The 17,850-nt window shown below is 67.7% G+C and carries 11 protein-coding genes; 5 read left to right on the top strand and 6 right to left on the bottom strand.

What is annotated here, in order from left to right; genetic code table 11:
* The first annotated feature begins 137 nt into the window (after nt 1-137).
* Together AC3ITN_RS05495 and AC3ITN_RS05490 are read left to right on the top strand one after the other, a co-directional pair.
* Nucleotides 138-2,204, top strand: a complete 2,067-nt coding sequence (locus tag AC3ITN_RS05495) for a glycoside hydrolase family 97 protein (protein WP_489392288.1) — start codon at nt 138-140, stop codon at nt 2,202-2,204.
* 317 nt (nt 2,205-2,521) lie between these two features.
* Nucleotides 2,522-5,284 (top strand): TonB-dependent receptor, encoded by a 2,763-nt coding sequence (locus AC3ITN_RS05490; RefSeq protein WP_313343358.1) that lies wholly within the window; start codon nt 2,522-2,524, stop codon nt 5,282-5,284.
* Nucleotides 5,285-5,835: 551 nt separating this feature from the next.
* Here AC3ITN_RS05490 and AC3ITN_RS05485 read toward each other — a convergent pair.
* Nucleotides 5,836-7,449 (bottom strand): alpha-glucosidase family protein, encoded by a 1,614-nt coding sequence (locus AC3ITN_RS05485; protein WP_489392287.1) that lies wholly within the window; start codon nt 7,447-7,449, stop codon nt 5,836-5,838.
* Between the two features lie 237 nt (nt 7,450-7,686).
* On the opposite strand from AC3ITN_RS05485, the gene AC3ITN_RS05480 reads away from it, so the two are divergent.
* On the top strand, nt 7,687-8,685 hold the full coding sequence (locus AC3ITN_RS05480; protein WP_489392286.1) for a polyprenyl synthetase family protein: 999 nt from the start codon (nt 7,687-7,689) through the stop codon (nt 8,683-8,685).
* Between the two features lie 133 nt (nt 8,686-8,818).
* Here the strand turns inward: AC3ITN_RS05480 and AC3ITN_RS05475 are convergent, their stop codons facing one another.
* From AC3ITN_RS05475 to AC3ITN_RS05460, 4 genes are all read right to left on the bottom strand, one after another.
* Nucleotides 8,819-9,613 carry a dienelactone hydrolase family protein gene (locus tag AC3ITN_RS05475; protein ID WP_313346285.1) on the bottom strand — a complete coding sequence of 265 codons (795 nt, stop codon included), beginning with the start codon at nt 9,611-9,613 and terminating at the stop codon, nt 8,819-8,821.
* A gap of 154 nt (nt 9,614-9,767) precedes the next feature.
* On the bottom strand, nt 9,768-11,177 hold the full coding sequence (gene murD, locus AC3ITN_RS05470; RefSeq protein ID WP_489392285.1) for a UDP-N-acetylmuramoyl-L-alanine--D-glutamate ligase: 1,410 nt from the start codon (nt 11,175-11,177) through the stop codon (nt 9,768-9,770).
* On the bottom strand, nt 11,158-12,510 hold the full coding sequence (gene murL / locus AC3ITN_RS05465) for a UDP-N-acetyl-alpha-D-muramoyl-L-alanyl-L-glutamate epimerase (RefSeq protein WP_489392284.1): 1,353 nt from the start codon (nt 12,508-12,510) through the stop codon (nt 11,158-11,160). Before murL ends, murD begins: the two co-directional genes overlap by 20 nt.
* 72 nt (nt 12,511-12,582) lie before the next feature.
* Entirely contained in the window at nt 12,583-15,186 is a 2,604-nt protein-coding gene (locus tag AC3ITN_RS05460) for a bifunctional aspartate kinase/diaminopimelate decarboxylase (RefSeq protein ID WP_489392283.1), read from the bottom strand.
* A gap of 179 nt (nt 15,187-15,365) precedes the next feature.
* Between AC3ITN_RS05460 and AC3ITN_RS05455 the strand changes: the two genes are divergently transcribed.
* Nucleotides 15,366-16,241, top strand: a complete 876-nt coding sequence (locus AC3ITN_RS05455) for a PhzF family phenazine biosynthesis protein (RefSeq protein ID WP_489392282.1) — start codon at nt 15,366-15,368, stop codon at nt 16,239-16,241.
* Nucleotides 16,242-16,471: 230 nt separating this feature from the next.
* Here AC3ITN_RS05455 and AC3ITN_RS05450 read toward each other — a convergent pair whose 3' ends face one another.
* Entirely contained in the window at nt 16,472-16,906 is a 435-nt protein-coding gene (locus tag AC3ITN_RS05450) for an OsmC family protein (protein WP_489392281.1), read from the bottom strand.
* A gap of 374 nt (nt 16,907-17,280) precedes the next feature.
* Here AC3ITN_RS05450 and AC3ITN_RS05445 point away from each other — a divergent pair, with 374 nt between their 5' ends.
* On the top strand, nt 17,281-17,679 hold the full coding sequence (locus tag AC3ITN_RS05445) for an HU family DNA-binding protein (protein WP_068854576.1): 399 nt from the start codon (nt 17,281-17,283) through the stop codon (nt 17,677-17,679).
* The last annotated feature ends 171 nt before the right edge of the window (nt 17,680-17,850 follow it).

Raw genomic sequence — 17,850 nt, 5'->3', positions numbered from 1 at the left:
AGGCGACGACCGGCGCTCGCCGCACAGCCCGACCGTAATGGACGCCCGCATGCATACGTATTCATGGCTCGGCGCCGCGAGGCGGAGGTGGCCGTGGCTATAGTCCGGAGCTGGTACAGGCTGCCCTGGGAGGGGAAATGCCACTCGATTTGCCGTTGCTTCGCGCGCGTTCCGCGCCCCGTCCGCTGGCCTGGCTGGCGCTGTCGTTGCTGCTCTGCGCCGTGGGTGCACAGGCTGAACCGGTCACCGTGGCCAGCGCCGATTCCCCCGGCAAGGTACTGCGCGTCTCGCTGCAGCTCGATGGCGGCATGCCCAGCTACCGGGTGGAGCGCTTCGGCCAGACCGTGGTGGCCGAGTCGAAGCTGGGCTTCCAGCTGCGCGACGGGCGCCTGGACCGCGACCTGGCGGTGCTCGGGCAGGACACCCGCCGTGTCGATGACACCTGGGAGCAGCCGTGGGGCGAACGCCGCGAGGTGCGCAACCACTACAACGAAGTCACCGTGCACCTGGGCGAGCGCAGCGGGGCCAAGCGCCGCCTGGACGTGGTGTTCCGCGTCTACGACGACGGCCTGGGCTTCCGCTACCACTTCCCGCAGCAACCTGGCCTGCGCGAGGCGACCATCGACGATGAGCTGACCGAGTTCGCCATCGCGCCCGCCTCCACCGCGTGGTGGATTCCGGCCGGCGAGCCCATCCACTACGAATACCTCTACCAGCGCACGCCGCTGGACCAGGTGCCGCTGGCGCACACCCCGCTTACGCTGCGCAGCCATGACGGCCTGCACGTGGCCATCCATGAGGCGGCGCTGGTCGACTACGCCGGCATGTGGCTGCGCCGCACCGACGGCCAGCGCCTGCGCGCGCAGCTCTCGCCGTCGGCCGAAGGCTGGAAGGTGCGCCGCACCCTGCCCTTCGATACGCCCTGGCGCACCCTGCAGATCAGCGATACCGCCGGCGGGCTGGTGGAATCCAACCTGATCCTCAACCTCAACGAGCCCAATGCGCTGGGGGACGTGAGTTGGGTAAAACCGTCCAAGTACCTGGGTTTGTGGTGGTCGATGCACCTGGACGAGGAGAGCTGGGCGACGGGGCCGAAGCATGCGGCGACCACCGCCAAGACGAAGAAGGTGATCGACTTCGCTGCGGCCCACGGCTTCCGCGGCGTGCTGGTCGAGGGTTGGAATCCCGGCTGGGACGGCGACTGGGTGGGCAACGGCTACGACTTCGATTTCACCCGGGCGACCCCGGATTTCGACATCGAGGCGCTGTCGGCCTATGGCGCAACGAAGGGCGTGCACCTGATCGGGCACCACGAGACCGGCTGCGCGATCGAGCATTACGAAGACCAGCTGGGCGCGGCGCTGGACCTGTATGCGCGGCTGGGCGTGGATTCATTCAAGAGCGGCTATGTCTGCGACGACGGCCAGGTCGACCGCCGCAATCCAGCCGGTGGGCCGCTGTGGCGTGAGTGGCACGACGGCCAGTTCATGGCCCGCCATCACCTGAAGGTGGTGCAGGAGGCGGCGAAACGGCATATCGCGGTGAACCCGCACGAGCCGATCAAGGACACCGGGCTGCGCCGCACCTACCCCAACTGGATATCGCGCGAAGGCGCACGCGGCATGGAATACAACGCCTGGGGCCAGCCGCCGAATCCGCCCGAGCACGAGGTCAACCTGGTGTTTACCCGCCTGCTGTCCGGCCCGATGGATTACACCCCCGGCATCCTCAGCCTGAAGGGTCGCCACGGCCAGGCCATTCCCAGCACGCTGGCGCGGCAGCTGGCGCTCTACGTGGTGATCTACAGCCCGATCCAGATGGCCGCCGACCTGCCCGAGCACTACGAGCAGCACCGCGAGGCGTTCCGCTTCATCGAGGAGGTCGCGGTGGACTGGGACGACACCCGCGTTCTGGATGGCGAGGTCGGCGACTACGTCACCATCGCGCGCAAGGACCGAAACAGCCGCGACTGGTTCCTGGGCAGCATCACCGACGAGCACGGCCGGGTCCTGCCGGTACCGCTGTCGTTCCTGGAACCCGGCGTGCGCTACCGCGCCGAGATCTACCGCGACGGCGACGGGGCGGATTATCAGACCAACCCGTTCGCCTTCAAGCGCGAAACCCGCGACGTCACCAGCGCCGATACGTTGAATATCGTGCTGGCACCCGGCGGCGGCCAGGCCATCCGATTTATTCCGCTATAGCGTTTCCGCGCCGCTGGAACCTTCTGGTGAAGAGCCCCCTGAGTCAGGGGGCGGTGCCGAAGGCACCGGGGTGTGGGTGCTGGTGAGACATGGGTCCGCGGTTTGCGAAGCAAACCGTGGAGCGGCAGCGCGAATGCGATGACGGACATGTAATCGATTCCAATGCGTGCATCTGCATTGAATACGTATGCAGGGTGATTCGCCTTTGCAACGCGCTGCCTACCATAGCCACGCAGTCAGCAGCCACCGTGCCGCGACGCGCCCGGGTCTTCCGGGCAACCACAATTCAGTTTGGCAACATTGCCTGGGAGGGGAAAATGTTGAATTGCAAGCGCAGCGCGCTGAGTATCGCGCTGGCCGTCGCCCTGACGCCGTCATTGGCGTCGGCGCAGTCCACCACCACCGATTCGAGTACCGCGCCGGCCACCGGCAGCGCGGCCACCAACCTGGACACCGTGCAGGTCACCGGCATCCGCCGTGGCATCGAGAACGCCATTGCGATCAAGCAGGACGCCACCTCGGTAGTCGAGGCGATCTCGGCCGAAGACATCGGCAAGCTGCCCGACGTGAGCATCGCCGAATCGCTGGGCCGCCTGCCTGGCCTTGCCGCGCAGCGCGTGGCCGGCCGTGCCCAGGTGATCAGCGTGCGCGGCCTGTCCCCGGACTTCGCCACCACCCTGCTCAACGGGCGTGAAGTGGTCAGCACCGGCGACAACCGCAGCGTCGAATTCGACCAGTACCCGTCCGAGCTGGTCAACGGCGTGACCGTGTACAAGACCCCCGACGCCGCCCTGGTCGGCCAGGGCCTGTCCGGCACCATCGACATGCAGACGGTGCGCCCGCTGGCGTTCTCCGACCGCGTGATTGCCGTCAGCGGCCGCTACTCGAAGAATTCGCTGGGCAAGGCCGCCAACGTGGATGCGTTCGGCAACCGCTTCAGCGCCAGCTACATCGACCAGTTCGCCGACAACACCTGGGGCATCGCGCTGGGCTACGCGCACAGCGACAACCCCATCCAGGAAAACCAGGTGGGCCTGTACGAGCCGTGGACCACCGAGCAGACCGACCAGGGCAACCGCCCCGGCGTCGCCCCAGGCACCGCGTTCTCCGACGGCATCAAGGCACTGCGCCGTACCGGCAACGCCAAGCGCGACGGTTACATGGCCACCGTGCAGTTCCGCCCGTCGAACGTGTGGACCAGCACCCTGGACATGTTCCACACCAAGGCCGAGCAGATCGACACGGCCAACCAGTTCGAGCTCAATCTCAGCAACTACAACGGCGGCTACACCCCGGGCCTGCTCATCAGCAACCCGCAGGTGAATGGCAACGGCACCTTCACCGGCGGCACCGCCAGTGGCGTGTACCCGCTGGTGCGTGGCATGTACAACAAGCGCGAAGACAAGATCGATGCGTTCGGCTGGAACAACGAGCTGACCTTCGACAGCTTCAAGATCACCGCCGACGTGAACTATTCCAAGGCCACGCGCGATGAGCTGAACCTGGAAAACAACCTGCAGCTCACCCCGATGCCGCAGCTCGATACCGTCGGGCTGACCATCAATCCGGACGGGTTCTCGCAGATCCGCCCGGGCCTGGATTATTCCAACCCGGAAGCGCTGTACCTGACCAACACCATCTACGGCTCGGGCTACGGCAAGGTGCCGCAGGTGGAAGACCGCCTGAAGGGTGCGCGCCTGCAGGGCACGTTCAACCTGCCCGAGTCGCTGTCGTGGTTCCAGGACGTGGACGTGGGCGTGAACTACGCCGACCGCCGCAAGGAGAAGACCCAGGCCGAAGGCAACATCCTGCTCGGTGCGCAGGGCGATGCCAACATCGCCGGCGACCTGCAGTACGCGCCGGTCAACCTGGGCTTTGCCGGCATCGGCTACATCCCGGCGTGGAATGTGCCGGCCGCGGTCAACCGCTACATGGAATTCAATCCGGTCACCAACCTGGATTACCTGATTCCGAAGTCGTGGGTGGTGCAGGAAAAGACCACCACCGCCTGGGTACGCGCCAACATCAACACCGATATCGGCGAGGTGGGCCTGCGCGGCAACATCGGCGTGCAGATGATCCGCACCGACCAGAGCTCGCAGTCGAACTACTTCGACCGTTCGCGTCCGGCCGGCCAGGAGGTGCTGCCGATCGACGAAGGCAAGACCTACACCGACTGGCTGCCCAGCTTGAACCTGGCTTTCATGTTCCCGCACCAGCAGACGCTGCGCTTTGCGGTGGCCAAGCAGGTCGCGCGTCCGCGCGTGGACCAGATGCGCGCCGGCCTGGAGTTCGGCGTGGACACCTCCACCGGCAAGCCGGGCGGCAGCGGCGGCAATCCGCTGCTGGATCCGTGGCGCGCCAACGCGATCGACCTTTCGTACGAGAAGTACTTCGGCGAGAAGGCTTACGTGGCTGCGGCGATCTTCTACAAAGACCTGAAGAGCTACGTCTACACCCAGTCGGTGGACGACTACGATTTCAGCAACCTGCTGGCCAGTTACGTGCCGCCGCCGGGCATGATCGCGCCGGTGCAGACCACCGGCACCTTCTCGGCACCGCAGAACGGCAATGGCGGTACCCTGCGCGGCCTGGAACTGACCGCGTCGTTCCCGCTGGAGATGCTGGCCGATCCGCTGCGCGGGTTCGGCGTGCAGGCCAGTGCGACTTTCAACGACAGCGACATCAAGATCCTGGACCCGGAAAGCGCCTCCAGTGTGGGCAGCGATCCGATCAGCCTGCCGGGACTGTCCAAGCGCGTGTACAACGTCACCGCGTACTACGAGCGCAGCGGGTTTGAAGCACGCGTGAGCCAGCGTCGCCGTTCGGACTTCATCGGTGAGATCGGCAACTTCAACGGCAACCGCACGCTGCGTTACGTGGTGGGCGAGAACGTAACCGACGCGCAGGTCAGCTACACCTTCGCCGACAGCAGCAGCCTGCATGGCCTGACCCTGCTGCTGCAGGGAAGCAACCTGACCAACGAGCCGTACCGCACCTATGCCGGCACCAAGGACAGGCCGCTGGAATACGTGGAATGGGGCCGTACCTACATGCTGGGTGTGAACTACAAGTTCTGATCCAGATGTAAAAGCGAGAAACGAAGAACCCGCTGCGCGAGCAGCGGGTTTTTTGTTATCGGTCAGCGGCGAATCAAACGCGGCTGCCGGTGGGGCGAGCGCGGGACCGCCATACCCTTGCCGGCGAAGGTCCCTCAACAGCGGCTGCCGGTGGGGCGAGCGCGGGGCCGCCATACCCTTGCCTGCGAATGTCCCCCGGCGTCGGCCTGCGGCCGCCCCCTCCTCCTTTACTTCGCCGCAAGGGCATGCCGGCCCCGCACTCGCCCCACCGGCGTTGGCACCGTGACATCCGCTTTTCCATCGCGAACCGCAAGCCGAGCCCCGTCGCGGCCGGTAGGTCCCTGGCAAAGTAAAGGAGGAGGCGGCGGCGCATGCCGACGCCGGGGGACATTTGCATAGGGGCCTGCCGGCCGCGGCGGGGCCCTCAACGCTCGCGATGAACCTGATCGAAGACCGTGCACCACGCTTCTACTGACCTGGGAATTGAGCGAAGAACAAAAAAAGGGCGGAACCTCTCGGTTCCGCCCTTCAATACCACCGGAAATCGTGAATCAGGCGCGGCGCGCGCAATACATCGCCTGCGCCGGGAGGTGCAGCTGCGCCCCTTGGGCCTGCCCCGCATCCGGGCCCGGCACCTGCAGCGCGTGCCACTCGCCTACGGGCAACGCCACCTGGGTCTCCTCCGCCGACAGGTTGAACGCCAGCAGCAGCGTTTCACCTGCGTGCGAACGCTCGAACATCAACACCGGCTCGACGGTCTCAAGGAAGCGGATGTCGCCCAGCAGCAGCGTCGGCATCGTGCGGCGCCATGCCAGGAACTGGCGGAACGCGCTCAGCACCGAGTGCGGGTCATGCTCCTGCAGGGCCACCGAACGGGCGCGGTGATCAGCCGGGATCGGCAGCCACGGCTCCCCCGTGGTGAACCCGGCCAGCGGCGCGTCCAGCCACGGCATCGGCGTGCGGCAGCCGTCGCGGCCCTTGAAGTTCGGCCAGAAGGTGATGCCGTAGGGGTCCTGCAGCGCCTCGAACGGCACGTCCGCCTCGCCCAAGCCCAACTCTTCGCCCTGGTACAGGCAGATCGAACCGCGCAGCGAACACAACACCGCCACCAGCAGGCGCGCCAGCCGCGGCTGCGCCGGATGCCCGCCCCAGCGGGTCACCGCGCGCTCCACGTCATGGTTGGAGATCGCCCAGCACGGCCAGCCTTCGGTCATGGTCGCTTCCAGCCGCGACACGGTGTCGCGGATGTAGGCGGCGCTGTAGTCCTTCACCAGCAGCTCGAAGCTGTAGCCCATGTGCAGCCGGCCCGGCGCGGTGTACTCGGCCGTGGTCGCCAGCGAATCCTCGGCGGAGATCTCGCCCAGGCTGACCGCGCCCGGGTACTCGTCCAGCAGCGCGCGCAGGCGCTCGATGAACGGCAGGTTCTCCGGCTGGGTGTTGTTGTAGTAGTGGTACTGGTACGCGTACGGATTGTCGGTACTGAAACCGCGGCCCAGGCGCTTTTCCAGCGGCTTGGCCGGGTTGTCGCGCAGCTGCTTGTCGTGGAAGCAGAAGTTGATGGAATCCAGGCGGAAGCCATCCACGCCGCGGTCCAGCCAGAAGCGCACGTAATCCAGCGTGGCCTGCTGCACGGCCGGGTTGTGGAAATCCAGGTCCGGCTGGTCAGCCAGGAAGTTGTGCAGGAAGTACTGCTCGCGGCGCGGCTCCCACTGCCAGGCCACGCCCCCGAAGATGGACATCCAGTTGTTGGGCGGGGTGCCGTCTTCGCGCGGGTCGGCCCACACGTACCAGTCCGCCTTGGGATTGGTGCGGTCCTGGCGGCTCTCGCGGAACCAGGCGTGCTCGATCGACGTATGGCTGAACACCTGGTCGATCATCACCTTCAGGCCCAGCGCATGCGCCTTGGCCAGCAGCCGGTCGAAGTCGGCCAGGGTGCCGAACAGCGGGTCGACGTCGCGGTGGTCGGCGATGTCGTAGCCGAAGTCGGCCATCGGCGAAGTGAAGAACGGCGAAATCCAGATCGCGTCCACGCCCAGCGAGGCCACGTAGTCCAGGCGCTCGATGATGCCGGGCAGGTCGCCCACCCCATCGCCATTGGCATCCAGGAAACTGCGCGGGTAAATCTGATAGATGACGGCACCGCGCCACCATGGAGTCTGCGTCATCGAGGGCCCCCCTCCGGGCTTCCAGGGCACCCGCCAAGGGGCGCCAGAACATACCCGACAAGCTTAGCGGCGCGCCCTTGGCGGTGGCGCTGCATGCATACGTATTCACGCCCTGCGTGCTGCCGTCGCCGCGCCGCCCGGGGCGGACGCGGGCTGCGCGGCCGGCCGGCGCGACCTTCGCGGGCGGAATACGGCCGTACCGCCTATAATTCCGCCCACGCCTGAAAGTCAGACCGCATGACCATCACCGAAGACACCCGCCCCGCGCTGGGCCTGCCCCAGATCCAGTCGCTCGCCGCGCCCGACATGGCCGCCGTCGATGCACTGATTCGCCGCCGACTGTCCTCGGATGTCGTGCTGATCAACCAGATCGCCGACCACATCATCTCCGCCGGCGGCAAGCGGCTCCGCCCGATGCTGGTGATGCTGGCCGGCCACGCGGTCGGCCAGGCCGGCCCGGAACACCACCAGTTGGCGGCGATCATCGAGTTCATCCACACCTCGACCCTGCTGCACGACGACGTGGTGGACGAGTCCAGCCTGCGCCGCGGCCGCAGCACGGCCAACGCGCTATGGGGCAATGCGCCGAGCGTGCTGGTCGGCGATTTCCTGTATTCGCGCAGCTTCCAGCTGATGGTGGAGCTGGACCGCATGCCGGTCATGCAGATTCTGGCCGACACCACCAACCGCATCGCCGAAGGCGAGGTGCTGCAGCTGCTGCACGTGCACAACCCGGACACCGACGAAGCCGCCTACCTGCGCGTGATCGAGCGCAAGACCGCCGTGCTGTTCGCCGCCGGCACCCGCCTCGGCGCACTGGCCAGCGGTGTGGATGAAGCCACCCAGCAGGCGCTGTTCGACTACGGCATGCACCTGGGCTATGCGTTCCAGATCGCCGACGATGTGCTGGATTATTCGGCCAATGCCGACGAACTGGGCAAGAACCTGGGCGACGACCTGGCCGAAGGCAAGGCCACCCTGCCGCTGATCCACGCGATGGCGCACTCCGATGCCGCCACCCGTGAGCGCCTGCGCGAGATCGTGCAGAACGGCGACGCCGATGCGATGCCGGAGGTGCTGGCCGCCATCCACGCCACCGGCGGGCTGGAGTACAGCCGCCGTCGTGCCGAGGAATATGCCGATGCCGCCGAGCGCGCGCTCGACGGCCTGGCCGACAACGATGCCGTGGCCGCACTGCGCGGCCTGGCCCGCTACGCGGTACAGCGTTCGCATTGATGCGAACGCGGTCGTTCGCATCAATGCGAACGGGTAGTGCCGGCCGCTGGCCGGCTCCAGCCAATACCAACCGAAGGCGGTAGTGCCGGCCGCTGGCCGGCTCCACGCAACACCAACCGAACGGGTCGACCCCTTACCGCCGGTCGAACAGCCCCTCAAAGAACGCGTCCAGCGACTTCCACGCCCGCTTCGCCGCGCGCTCGTTGTACGCGCATCCCGGCGGGCTGTTGGCATCGGCCTCGGCGAAGCAGTGCACCGCCCCGCTGTAGTTGGTGAATTCCCAATCGACCTTGGCCGCGTTCATCTCCTGCTCGAAGCCGGCGATGTCGTCCTTGCTCACGCTCTTGTCGTCGGCGCCATTGAGCACCAGCACCGACGGATGCGTATCCCCCGCCTTCGCCGGCAGCGGCGAGCCCAGGCCACCATGCAGGCTGACCACGCCCGCCAACGGTGCGCCGGCACGGGCCAGCTCCAGCACCGTGGTGCCACCGAAGCAGAAGCCAACCGCGCCGATCTTCGACACATCCAGCGGCGCGCTGCCCGCCTGGGCTTTCAGCACCTCCAGCGCCTTCAGCGCACGCGCGCGCAGCACGGGCCGGTCATTGCGCAGCTTGGTCGCCACCGGGCCGGCCTCGGCATCGGTCTTCGGGCGCACGCCCTTGCCGTACACATCGGCCACCAGCACCACGTAGTCGTCGCCGGCCAGCTGCTTGGCCTTGGCGATCGCCGACGCATTGACGCCCTTCCAGTTCGGCACCATCACCAGGCCGGGGCGCGTGTCGTTGTCTTCGTCGTCATAGACCAGCACGCCGCTGAAAGTGGTCCCCTCGTGCTTCCACTCCACCGGCTTGGCCTGCATCGCGGCCACCGCCGGCAGTGCCGTCATGCCCAACAACACCGCCGCACCCCACTGCCATTGCCTGCTCATGCGTCTGCTCCTCCAGATGGAATCCGGAGTGTATGCCGGCAGGCGTGACGGACTGGCGGTGGGATTGAGCCGACTGGGTAGAGCGGACTGTTGGTCCGCTACGCCGTTGGCGCGGTGCCTGCCGTCGCAAACGGCAGCGGACCAACAGACCGCTCTACCCGATCCCGATCCCCGGGATCGCCGTGATCTGCTCCGGATCAAACCCGCCCAGCTCGGCGAAATGTCGGCCCCGGGCGACGTAATCCCGGTAGACCCCGTAACTCGGCGCGCCCGGCGAAAGCAACACCACCCCGCCCTGCTCGCCCAGTGCCGTGCGGGCCAACCGCACCGCCTCGTCCAGGTCGGCCGCGGCGTGCAGGCCGAAGCGGCCCGCGTCGGCCAGCGGCTGCAGCAGTGCGTGGATGCGCGGCCCGTTGGCGCCCATCGTGACGATCTCCACCGGCGGCACGTCGTGCGCCATGTGCGCGACAAAGTCGTGCCAGTCCAGGCCGCGGTCATGACCGCCGACCAGCAGCGCGATGCGCTGCCCACCGAAGCATTCCAACGCCGCCAGGCTCGCGTGCGGGGTGGTGCTGATCGAATCGTTGACGAAGCGCACCCCATCGCGGCTGCCCAGGGTCTGCAGCCGATTGGGCAGCGGGCGGAAATCCTGCACCGACGGGGCCAACGCCACCGCATCCAGGCCCAGTGCTTCTACCGCCGCCAGTACCGCACACAGATTGCCGCGATTGTGCCGGCCCGGCAGCGGCGTATGCGCAGTGTCGAACACCGCCTGTTCGCCGCGATACACCACCTCACCCCGCATGTGCCAGCCGCGCGGCTGGTTGAACCACACCACTTCGCTGTGCGGCAACGACAGCGCGGCCAGGTGCGGGTCGGCCGCATTGAGTACCGCGATGCGCGGCGCGGCCTCGGTCACCAGCGCCAGCTTGTCGGCGATGTAGCGCGCCTCGCTGCCGTGCCAGTCCAGATGCTCCGGAAAGAGGTTCAGCACCACCGCCACCTGCGGGTGCGCGCCACTGCGTGCCACTTCGCCGGTCTGGTAGCTGGACAGCTCCACCGCCCAGTACGCCGGCGCCGGCGTCGGATCCAGCACTTCCAGCAGCGGCAGGCCGATGTTGCCGACCAGCCCCGTGCGTGCGCCCGAGGCGCGCAGCAGGTGGGCCAGCAGCGAGGTGGTGGTGCTCTTGCCCTTGGTGCCGGTCACGCACACCGTGTCGCGCACCACGCCGTCGGCGCCGGCATGCTCGGCGAACCACAGCGAGGTACCGCCGATGAACTGCGTACCGCGCGCGGCCGCCTGCACGGCGGCCTCGCCATAGGGACTGATGCCCGGCGACTTGATCACCACGTCGAACGCGGCCAGCGCATCGCCGGTCACCTCCGAGCGCACCTGCAGCGCCGTCCCGGCCTCGGCGCGCGCGGTGGCGGCCTCGGCCTCGGGACAGAACAGGGTCAGACCCAGCGCAGGCAGGCGGTCGCGCAGGACGCGGAACGCCGCGCGCCCCTCACGTCCCCATCCCCACAGCGCAACGCGCTTTCCCTCAAGCTGCGAAATTCGCACGCAGGCGCTCCCAGATCGCCGCCGGAATACGGTGCTCGCCTTCCAGCACCAGCAGCGGCTCGATCTGCAGCGCGGTGGCATCCAGCTGCGGCTGGATCTCCTGCTGGAAACGCTTCACCAGCGCGTCTTCGTTCCACTCCGCGCGCGCGGCCAGGGTCGCCATTGCCGCACGCGATTCGCGGCCTTCGCCCACGCATTCGAACGGCTTGTGGTCCTGGAACTCCAGCAGCGCATCGAAGCCGCCGGCCTGCTCCGGATCGTCCAGCAGGTTGCGGCCGAAGATGCCGACCAGCCGCGTCTTGGGCATGAACGGCGCCAGCGCCAGGAACACGAAGTGGCACTTCGGGCAGACCCCGCACCAGCGGTTCACCGGTCGCTCGCCGAGGATGTGGAAGTTGCGGTTGCAGCTGGAGAAGTGCGCGTCGTAGAAATCGGTCCTGGCGAACTGCCGCGCCACCGCCAGCTCCGACAGCGGGCGCAGCAGCGAGTAATACCGCAGGTCGGCGGCCACGTGCTTTTCCAGGTGCTCGCCAAACGCCTGCTCGAAGGCCCAGCCCTTGGACCACTGGTGGTTCACCTCGCCCGTGCCCGGAATCTGGCTGCCATAGCTGGCCGAGCGCTCGTTGGAGAACACCACCTGGTCCACGCCCTGCAGCAGCGCGGCGAGCACCATGATCGCCGAGTTCACCGCGGTCACCGGGATGTGCCCGTTCCACGCGCCCTGCCGGTTGAGTTCGAACAGTTCCGGCGCCAGCGCCCGCCCGATGTTCAGCGTGGGCAGGCCAGTGCGCTCGGCACAGGCGCGGATCAGCTGCGAGGCACCGATCCAGGTGACGGTCTCGTCGATGCCCAGCGCGCGCAGCGCCTCGATGCTGACCAGGGAATCCTTGCCGCCGCCGATGGCCACCAGCGCATGCTCGCGCAGGCCCACGGCCGGCGCATGGAAGACCTCACCGTCCACCGGCAGCCGGAAGCGTCCGCGCAGGTTCAGGCCGTTGCGGTAGGCGAACTCGCCCAGGCCGTTGAGGTAGACCATTTCCACCAGCGCGGCGGTGTCGGCATCGATGGTGTAGCTGTCGATCCGTACCTGCGCGGGCACGCCGGCCTTGTAGTAGCTGACGCCGGCAAACAGGTGCAGCAGGCGCAGCGCACGCTGCACGGCCTCGGCACGGGCACCCTCCAGCACGAACGGCGCGCCGGGAATGGTCACCGTCTCGGTCAGCTCGGGGCCGTCGTCGAAGGCGTAGACCAGCTGCGCCACGCCGGTATCCGCGGCGAGATCGCAGCGGACGAAGCGGAAGCAGGCAACCTGGTGTTTATCGAAAGCAGTCATGGCGTATCCGGTGAGGCATGGCGTTTTCGCGCCGGGGCGCGAAGGCGTTCAAGGGGAAAACCCGGGCGGCGCTCAAGGCACATCGTCGATGACGTCCTCGCGCGGCAGCTCGCGCTGGTTGTAGGTATTGGCCATGACGTAGCCGTAGGCACCAGCATCGGCCACCAGCATCACATCGTCCGGCGCGGTCGAGACCGGCAGGCGGCGGCGCTTGCCGAACACGTCGCTGGACTCGCAGATAGGACCGACCACGTCGAACATCGCCTCGGCGTAACCGCCCAGCCGGCTCAGGTTCTCGATGTCGTGCCAGGCGTCGTACAGGGCCGGGCGCATCAGCGTGTTCATGCCGGCATCCAGGCCCACGCGGCGCACGCCGTCCTTTTCCACCACCTGGGTGGCGGTGGTGAGCAGCACGCCGGATTCGGCCACCAGGTAGCGGCCCGGTTCGATCGCCAGGCGGAACGCCGGGTGCACCGCCTTGACCTCGGCCAGGCCCACGGCCCAGGCGTCCAGGTCGAACGGCTCGTCATCGGCGCTGTACGGAATGGGCAGGCCACCGCCGATGTCGATGGTTTCCACGCTGCCGATGCGGCGCGCGAAACCGGCCAGTTCGTCGCACATCAACCGCCAGTGCTGCGCCGTTTCCACGCCGCTGCCCAAGTGCGCATGCAGGCCCACCACGCGGGTACCCAGCTCGTTGGCCAGGCGCACGAATTCGTCCACGCGCGCGATCGGCAGGCCGAACTTGGAGTCCTTGCCGCCGGTGCGCACCTTGGCGTGGTGGCCTTCGCCACGGCCCAGGTCCACGCGCAGCCACAGCTCGCGGTTGCGGAACAGCTCGGGCCAGCGCTGCAATGCCTCCACGTTGTCCACGGTGACGGTCACGCCCAGCGCGAAGGCCGCCTCGTACTCGGTCCGCGGCGCGAAGCTCGGGGTGAACAGCACGCGGCGCGGCGACAGCGTGGGCAGCACGTTGAACACGTGCTTGAGCTCACCGTGCGAGACGCATTCGAGGCCGAAGCCTTCCTGCTCCAGCACTTCCAGAATGGCCGGATGTCCGTTGGCCTTGATCGCGTAGTAGCGCTGGTCGATCGGCTTGATCGCGGCCAGCGCACGGGCGCGGGCGCGCACCGTGGCCAGGTTGTACACGTAGCGCGGGGTGCCGGACTGGGCCAGGTGCAGCAGGTGCTCGCGATTCCCCCGCCACCAGGCGGTTTCGCGCGGGCGGATGGTGCCGGCGATCTCGCGCCAGCGCGGCCCGAACACCTCGCCCTCTTCCACCGGCATCGCGCCACTGTCGATCAGCTCGGCGTGCAGGATCGGCAGCAGGCCATCAGCGTCGGCCTCGTCGATCACGAAGGTCAGGTTGAGGTCGTTGGAGGACTGCGAAATCATGTGCACGCGCTCGCGCCCGAAGGTCGCCCACACGTCCGAAAGCTTGTGCAGCAGCGAGCGCATGCCGCGCCCGACCAGGGTGATCGCCGCGCACGGCACGATGATCTTGACCTTGCAGATCTGCGACAGGTCGGCCGACAGCGCGGCCAGCACATCGGTGTTGACCAGGTTCTCGGACGGGTCCAGCGACACGGTCACGTTGGTTTCGGCCGAACCAATCAGGTCCACCGACAGCCCATGCTTCTTGAACAGCCCGAATACGTCGGCCAGGAAGCCGACCTGCTGCCACATGCCGATGCCTTCCATCGACACCAGCACGATGCCGTTGCGGCGGCTGATTGCCTTCACCCCCGGCACCAATGCGGCGTTGCCGTCGATGCTGGTGCCCGGCAGTTCCGGGCGCTCGGTGTCCAGGATCGCCATCGGCACGCCGGCGTCGCGGCACGGCTTGATCGAGCGCGGGTGCAGCACCTTGGCGCCGGTGGTGGCGATTTCCTGTGCTTCGTAATAGTCCAACCGGGTCAGCAGGCGCGCGTCCGGCACGTCCCTGGGATTGGCGCTGAACATGCCCGGCACGTCCGTCCAGATTTCCACCCGGCTGGCACCGAGCAGCGCGCCGAAATAGGCGGCCGAGGTGTCCGAACCGCCGCGACCCAGGATGGCGGTGCCGCCATCGGCGTGGCGCGAGATGAAGCCCTGGGTGATCAGCATGCGCGTGGGCTGGGCGCGGAAGCGCGCCGCCCAGTCAGCGTCCGAGCGCCACTGGCAGTTCACCGACAGGCGCTGCGACCAGTCGCTCTGGTTGGGCTGCGGCGGCAATGCCTCCAGCCACTCGCGTGCGTCCATCCAGCCGAAATCCAGGCCGCTGGCGCGCAGGTACGCCGCACCGACGGTGGAGGACAGCAGCTCCCCCTGGCCCAGCACATCGGCCTGCCATTCCAGCGGACGGGCGGCGGCGCGCGGGTCGTCCAGCAGACCCTGCAAGGCAGCCAGGCGCACGTCGAGCGCGGCGGCGTCCAGGTCGAGCTCCACCAGGAACTCGCGGTGACGCGCCACCAGCGCGTCCACGCGGGCACGGCTGTCGGCGGCGCCATCGGCGATGGCGGTCAGCTCGTTGGTCACCCCGGACAGCGCCGACACCACCACCAGCACGCGCGCACCGGTTTCTTCCGCACGTTTTTTCGCCAGCTTCCCGATCGTGTCCCAGCGGTGACGACGCGACACGGAGGTGCCGCCGAACTTCAGTACGATCCAACGATCGACAAGGGGGGAAGCTGACATGGAGGTAGGAAAAGGTAGGTAGTGGGGGGAGATCGCCCGGGAGACCGGGCCGAACCTCCGATTCTATGCCAACCCGGCCCGGGCAGGGCCGCGCAGGGGGTGCTGGGGCTGCCTTCCGCCACAGCAGGCGGTGCGACGGGTTGCTAAGCTGCGCGACCGTTCCGCCTGATCGACCCGCCATGCGTACCCGACGATTCCTGCAGTTGGATGTGTTTTCCCCCTACCCCGGCGCCGGCAACCCGCTGGCCGTGGTACTCGACGCCGAAGGCCTGGACGACGCGCGCATGCAGGCGATCGCCCGCTGGACCCGGCTGCCGGAAACGACCTTCGTGTTCGCCCCGCAGGCGCCTGGCGCCAGCTACCGGCTGCGCATGTTCAGCCCGCAGAAAGAAGTGCCATTCGCCGGCCACCCCAGCGTCGGCACCGCGCATGCGGTGCTGGAGGCCGGCCTGGCCGCGCCGGTGGACGGAATACTGGTCCAGGACGGCATCGCCGGCAGCCTGCCGTTGCGGGTGGACGGTGAAGGCAGCACGCGCAGCATCGCCATCCGCACGCCGCGCGCGGCGGTGGCGGAGGTGACCGACAGCCGCGACCCGCGCCTGCAGGCCGTGCTGGCCCATTGGCCTCTGGGAACGCTGCCGCCCGCGCGCATGTCCGGCGGCCGCAGCTGGTGGGTGGTGGAGCTGTCTGACGAGGCCAGCCTGCGGGCGCTGCAACTTGACTGGGACGCGGTGGCGCAACTTGCCGAAAGCACCGACAGCATGGGGGTGTTCGCCTATGCGCGTAGTGCCGGCCAGGAATACGACCTGGCGGTGCGCGCGTTCGTCGGCAACGGCCGCCGGTTCGAGGACGCGGCGTCGGGTGCCGCCAATGCGGTGCTGGCGGCGTGGCTGGACAGCCAAGGCGCGTTGCCCGGCCGCAACGGCCGCTATGTGGTCAGCCAGGGGCGCGAGGTAGGCCACGACGCCCGCCTGACCCTGCATGTGGACGCGGAGGGCGAAGTCTGGTCGGGCGGCCAGGTGCAGACGGTGATCGCAGGAACGATTGCCTGGTGATATCCGGCCGCAGGCTGCGCCAACGGATCACCCGGCGCCCGCCCCCCGTAGAGCCACGCCCTGCGTGGCTGCGCTCCGACCCGGCACCACAAAGCCACCCATGGGGTGGCTGCGCTCCGACCCGGCACCACAAAGCCACCCATGGGGTGGCTGCGCTCCGATCCGGCACCAACAAGCCACCCACGGGCGTGGCTCTACCGAGGTAGAGCCACGCCCTGCGTGGCTGCCTTTCAGCCAGCCAGCTCAGCCTCCAGGCTGATCGGCACCGCGCTCAATGCCTTGGATACCGGGCAGTTCTGCTTGGCGTCATCGGCGATCGCGCGGAACTGCGTGGCGTCGATCTTGGGCACCACCGCTTTGACCTTCAGCGTGATCTGGGACAACTGCGGGCCGCCTTCCATCGACAGGTCCACCTGGGCTTCGGTGTCCAGCGAGGTCGGCACGAACCCGGCCTCGGTCAGCTTGGCCGACAGCGCCATGGTGAAGCAGCCTGCGTGCGCGGCAGCGATCAGCTCTTCCGGGTTGGTCCCCTTTTCGTCGCCGAAGCGGCTGCTGAAGGCATAGCGGGTCTTGTCCAGCAAGCCACTCTGCGGCGTGCTCAATTGTCCCTTGCCTGTCTTGAGGTCACCTTCCCAGTGCGCGGTGGCGTGACGCGAAATGCCCATCGGTTCGTCCTCTTTGCGTGAATGGCAGCACCAGACTAGACGGCCGGGCGTTAGCACCGTGTCTGGCCACGGCCGCCCGCGGCAGGACGGCCGCCGCGCTGCGTGTCTGCGTAGCCGCGCCCAGCGCGGAAACCGCTGTTTTCAAGAGGTTTTCCGGCAGACCAGCCGGCGCGGCGGGCGCGCGCGGCCACGCCGGGAGCGTGCTCTTGGCCCTGCTTCCCGGGCATGAACTGATGCACTGCAGTAACCGGAAACGCAAAAAACCCGAATATTTATGCGTTTGCCTATTGGCGGCAGTGCATAGTTGCCCTACATTTCGCTTGCCGATGGGTTCGGCGCGACCACACAACCAACCGATCACGGAACAGGAAACCATGGCAAAGACCGCTAAGAAGGCTGCCCCGAAGAAGGCAGTGAAGAAAGTCGCTACGAAGGCAGCCGCAAAGCCGGCCGCTCCGAAGCCGATCAAGGAAGTGCTGACCAAGTCCGGCCTGGTTGCACACATCGTCGAAGCCTCTGGCGTTGTCGCCAAGGACGTCCGCGCTGTGCTGGCCTCGCTGGAAACCGCCGTTGCTTCCTCGGTGCACAAGAAGGGCGCGGGCAGCTTCACCCTGCCGGGCCTGCTGAAGATCACCACCGTCAGCGTTGCGGCCAAGCCGAAGCGCAAGGGCATCAACCCGTTCACCAAGGAAGAGCAGTGGTTCGCCGCCAAGCCGGCCACCACCAAGCTGAAGGTGCGTCCGCTCAAGAAGCTCAAGGACGCCGCGCTGTAATCTGCGCGCTTCCTGCAGCACCCGGACGGGACGGCCTTGGCCGTCCCGTTCTTTTTTCCACGTTCCCACGCAGCGAAACACAGCGTTGCCAAACCGCCCCTGCGCCAGGACGGCACGCGCAAACCCTGTCGCCACGGCACTCACGCCGGGTACCGGCCTGGCCGGAACGCA

This window comes from Stenotrophomonas sp. KH_036_B (assembly GCF_057839485.1).
This window is presented reverse-complemented; position numbering and strand designations above follow the sequence as displayed.

What these genes read in the sequence shown, in the direction of transcription:
- AC3ITN_RS05495 (WP_489392288.1), top strand. Translation starts at nt 138, where the DNA reads ATGCCACTCGATTTGCCGTTGCTTCGCGCGCGTTCCGCGCCCCGTCCG.
- AC3ITN_RS05490 (WP_313343358.1), top strand. Translation starts at nt 2,522, where the DNA reads ATGTTGAATTGCAAGCGCAGCGCGCTGAGTATCGCGCTGGCCGTCGCC.
- AC3ITN_RS05485 (WP_489392287.1), bottom strand. Translation starts at nt 7,449, where the DNA reads ATGACGCAGACTCCATGGTGGCGCGGTGCCGTCATCTATCAGATTTAC.
- AC3ITN_RS05480 (WP_489392286.1), top strand. Translation starts at nt 7,687, where the DNA reads ATGACCATCACCGAAGACACCCGCCCCGCGCTGGGCCTGCCCCAGATC.
- AC3ITN_RS05475 (WP_313346285.1), bottom strand. Translation starts at nt 9,613, where the DNA reads ATGAGCAGGCAATGGCAGTGGGGTGCGGCGGTGTTGTTGGGCATGACG.
- murL (WP_489392284.1), bottom strand. Translation starts at nt 12,510, where the DNA reads ATGACTGCTTTCGATAAACACCAGGTTGCCTGCTTCCGCTTCGTCCGC.
- AC3ITN_RS05460 (WP_489392283.1), bottom strand. Translation starts at nt 15,186, where the DNA reads ATGTCAGCTTCCCCCCTTGTCGATCGTTGGATCGTACTGAAGTTCGGC.
- AC3ITN_RS05455 (WP_489392282.1), top strand. Translation starts at nt 15,366, where the DNA reads ATGCGTACCCGACGATTCCTGCAGTTGGATGTGTTTTCCCCCTACCCC.
- AC3ITN_RS05450 (WP_489392281.1), bottom strand. Translation starts at nt 16,906, where the DNA reads ATGGGCATTTCGCGTCACGCCACCGCGCACTGGGAAGGTGACCTCAAG.
- AC3ITN_RS05445 (WP_068854576.1), top strand. Translation starts at nt 17,281, where the DNA reads ATGGCAAAGACCGCTAAGAAGGCTGCCCCGAAGAAGGCAGTGAAGAAA.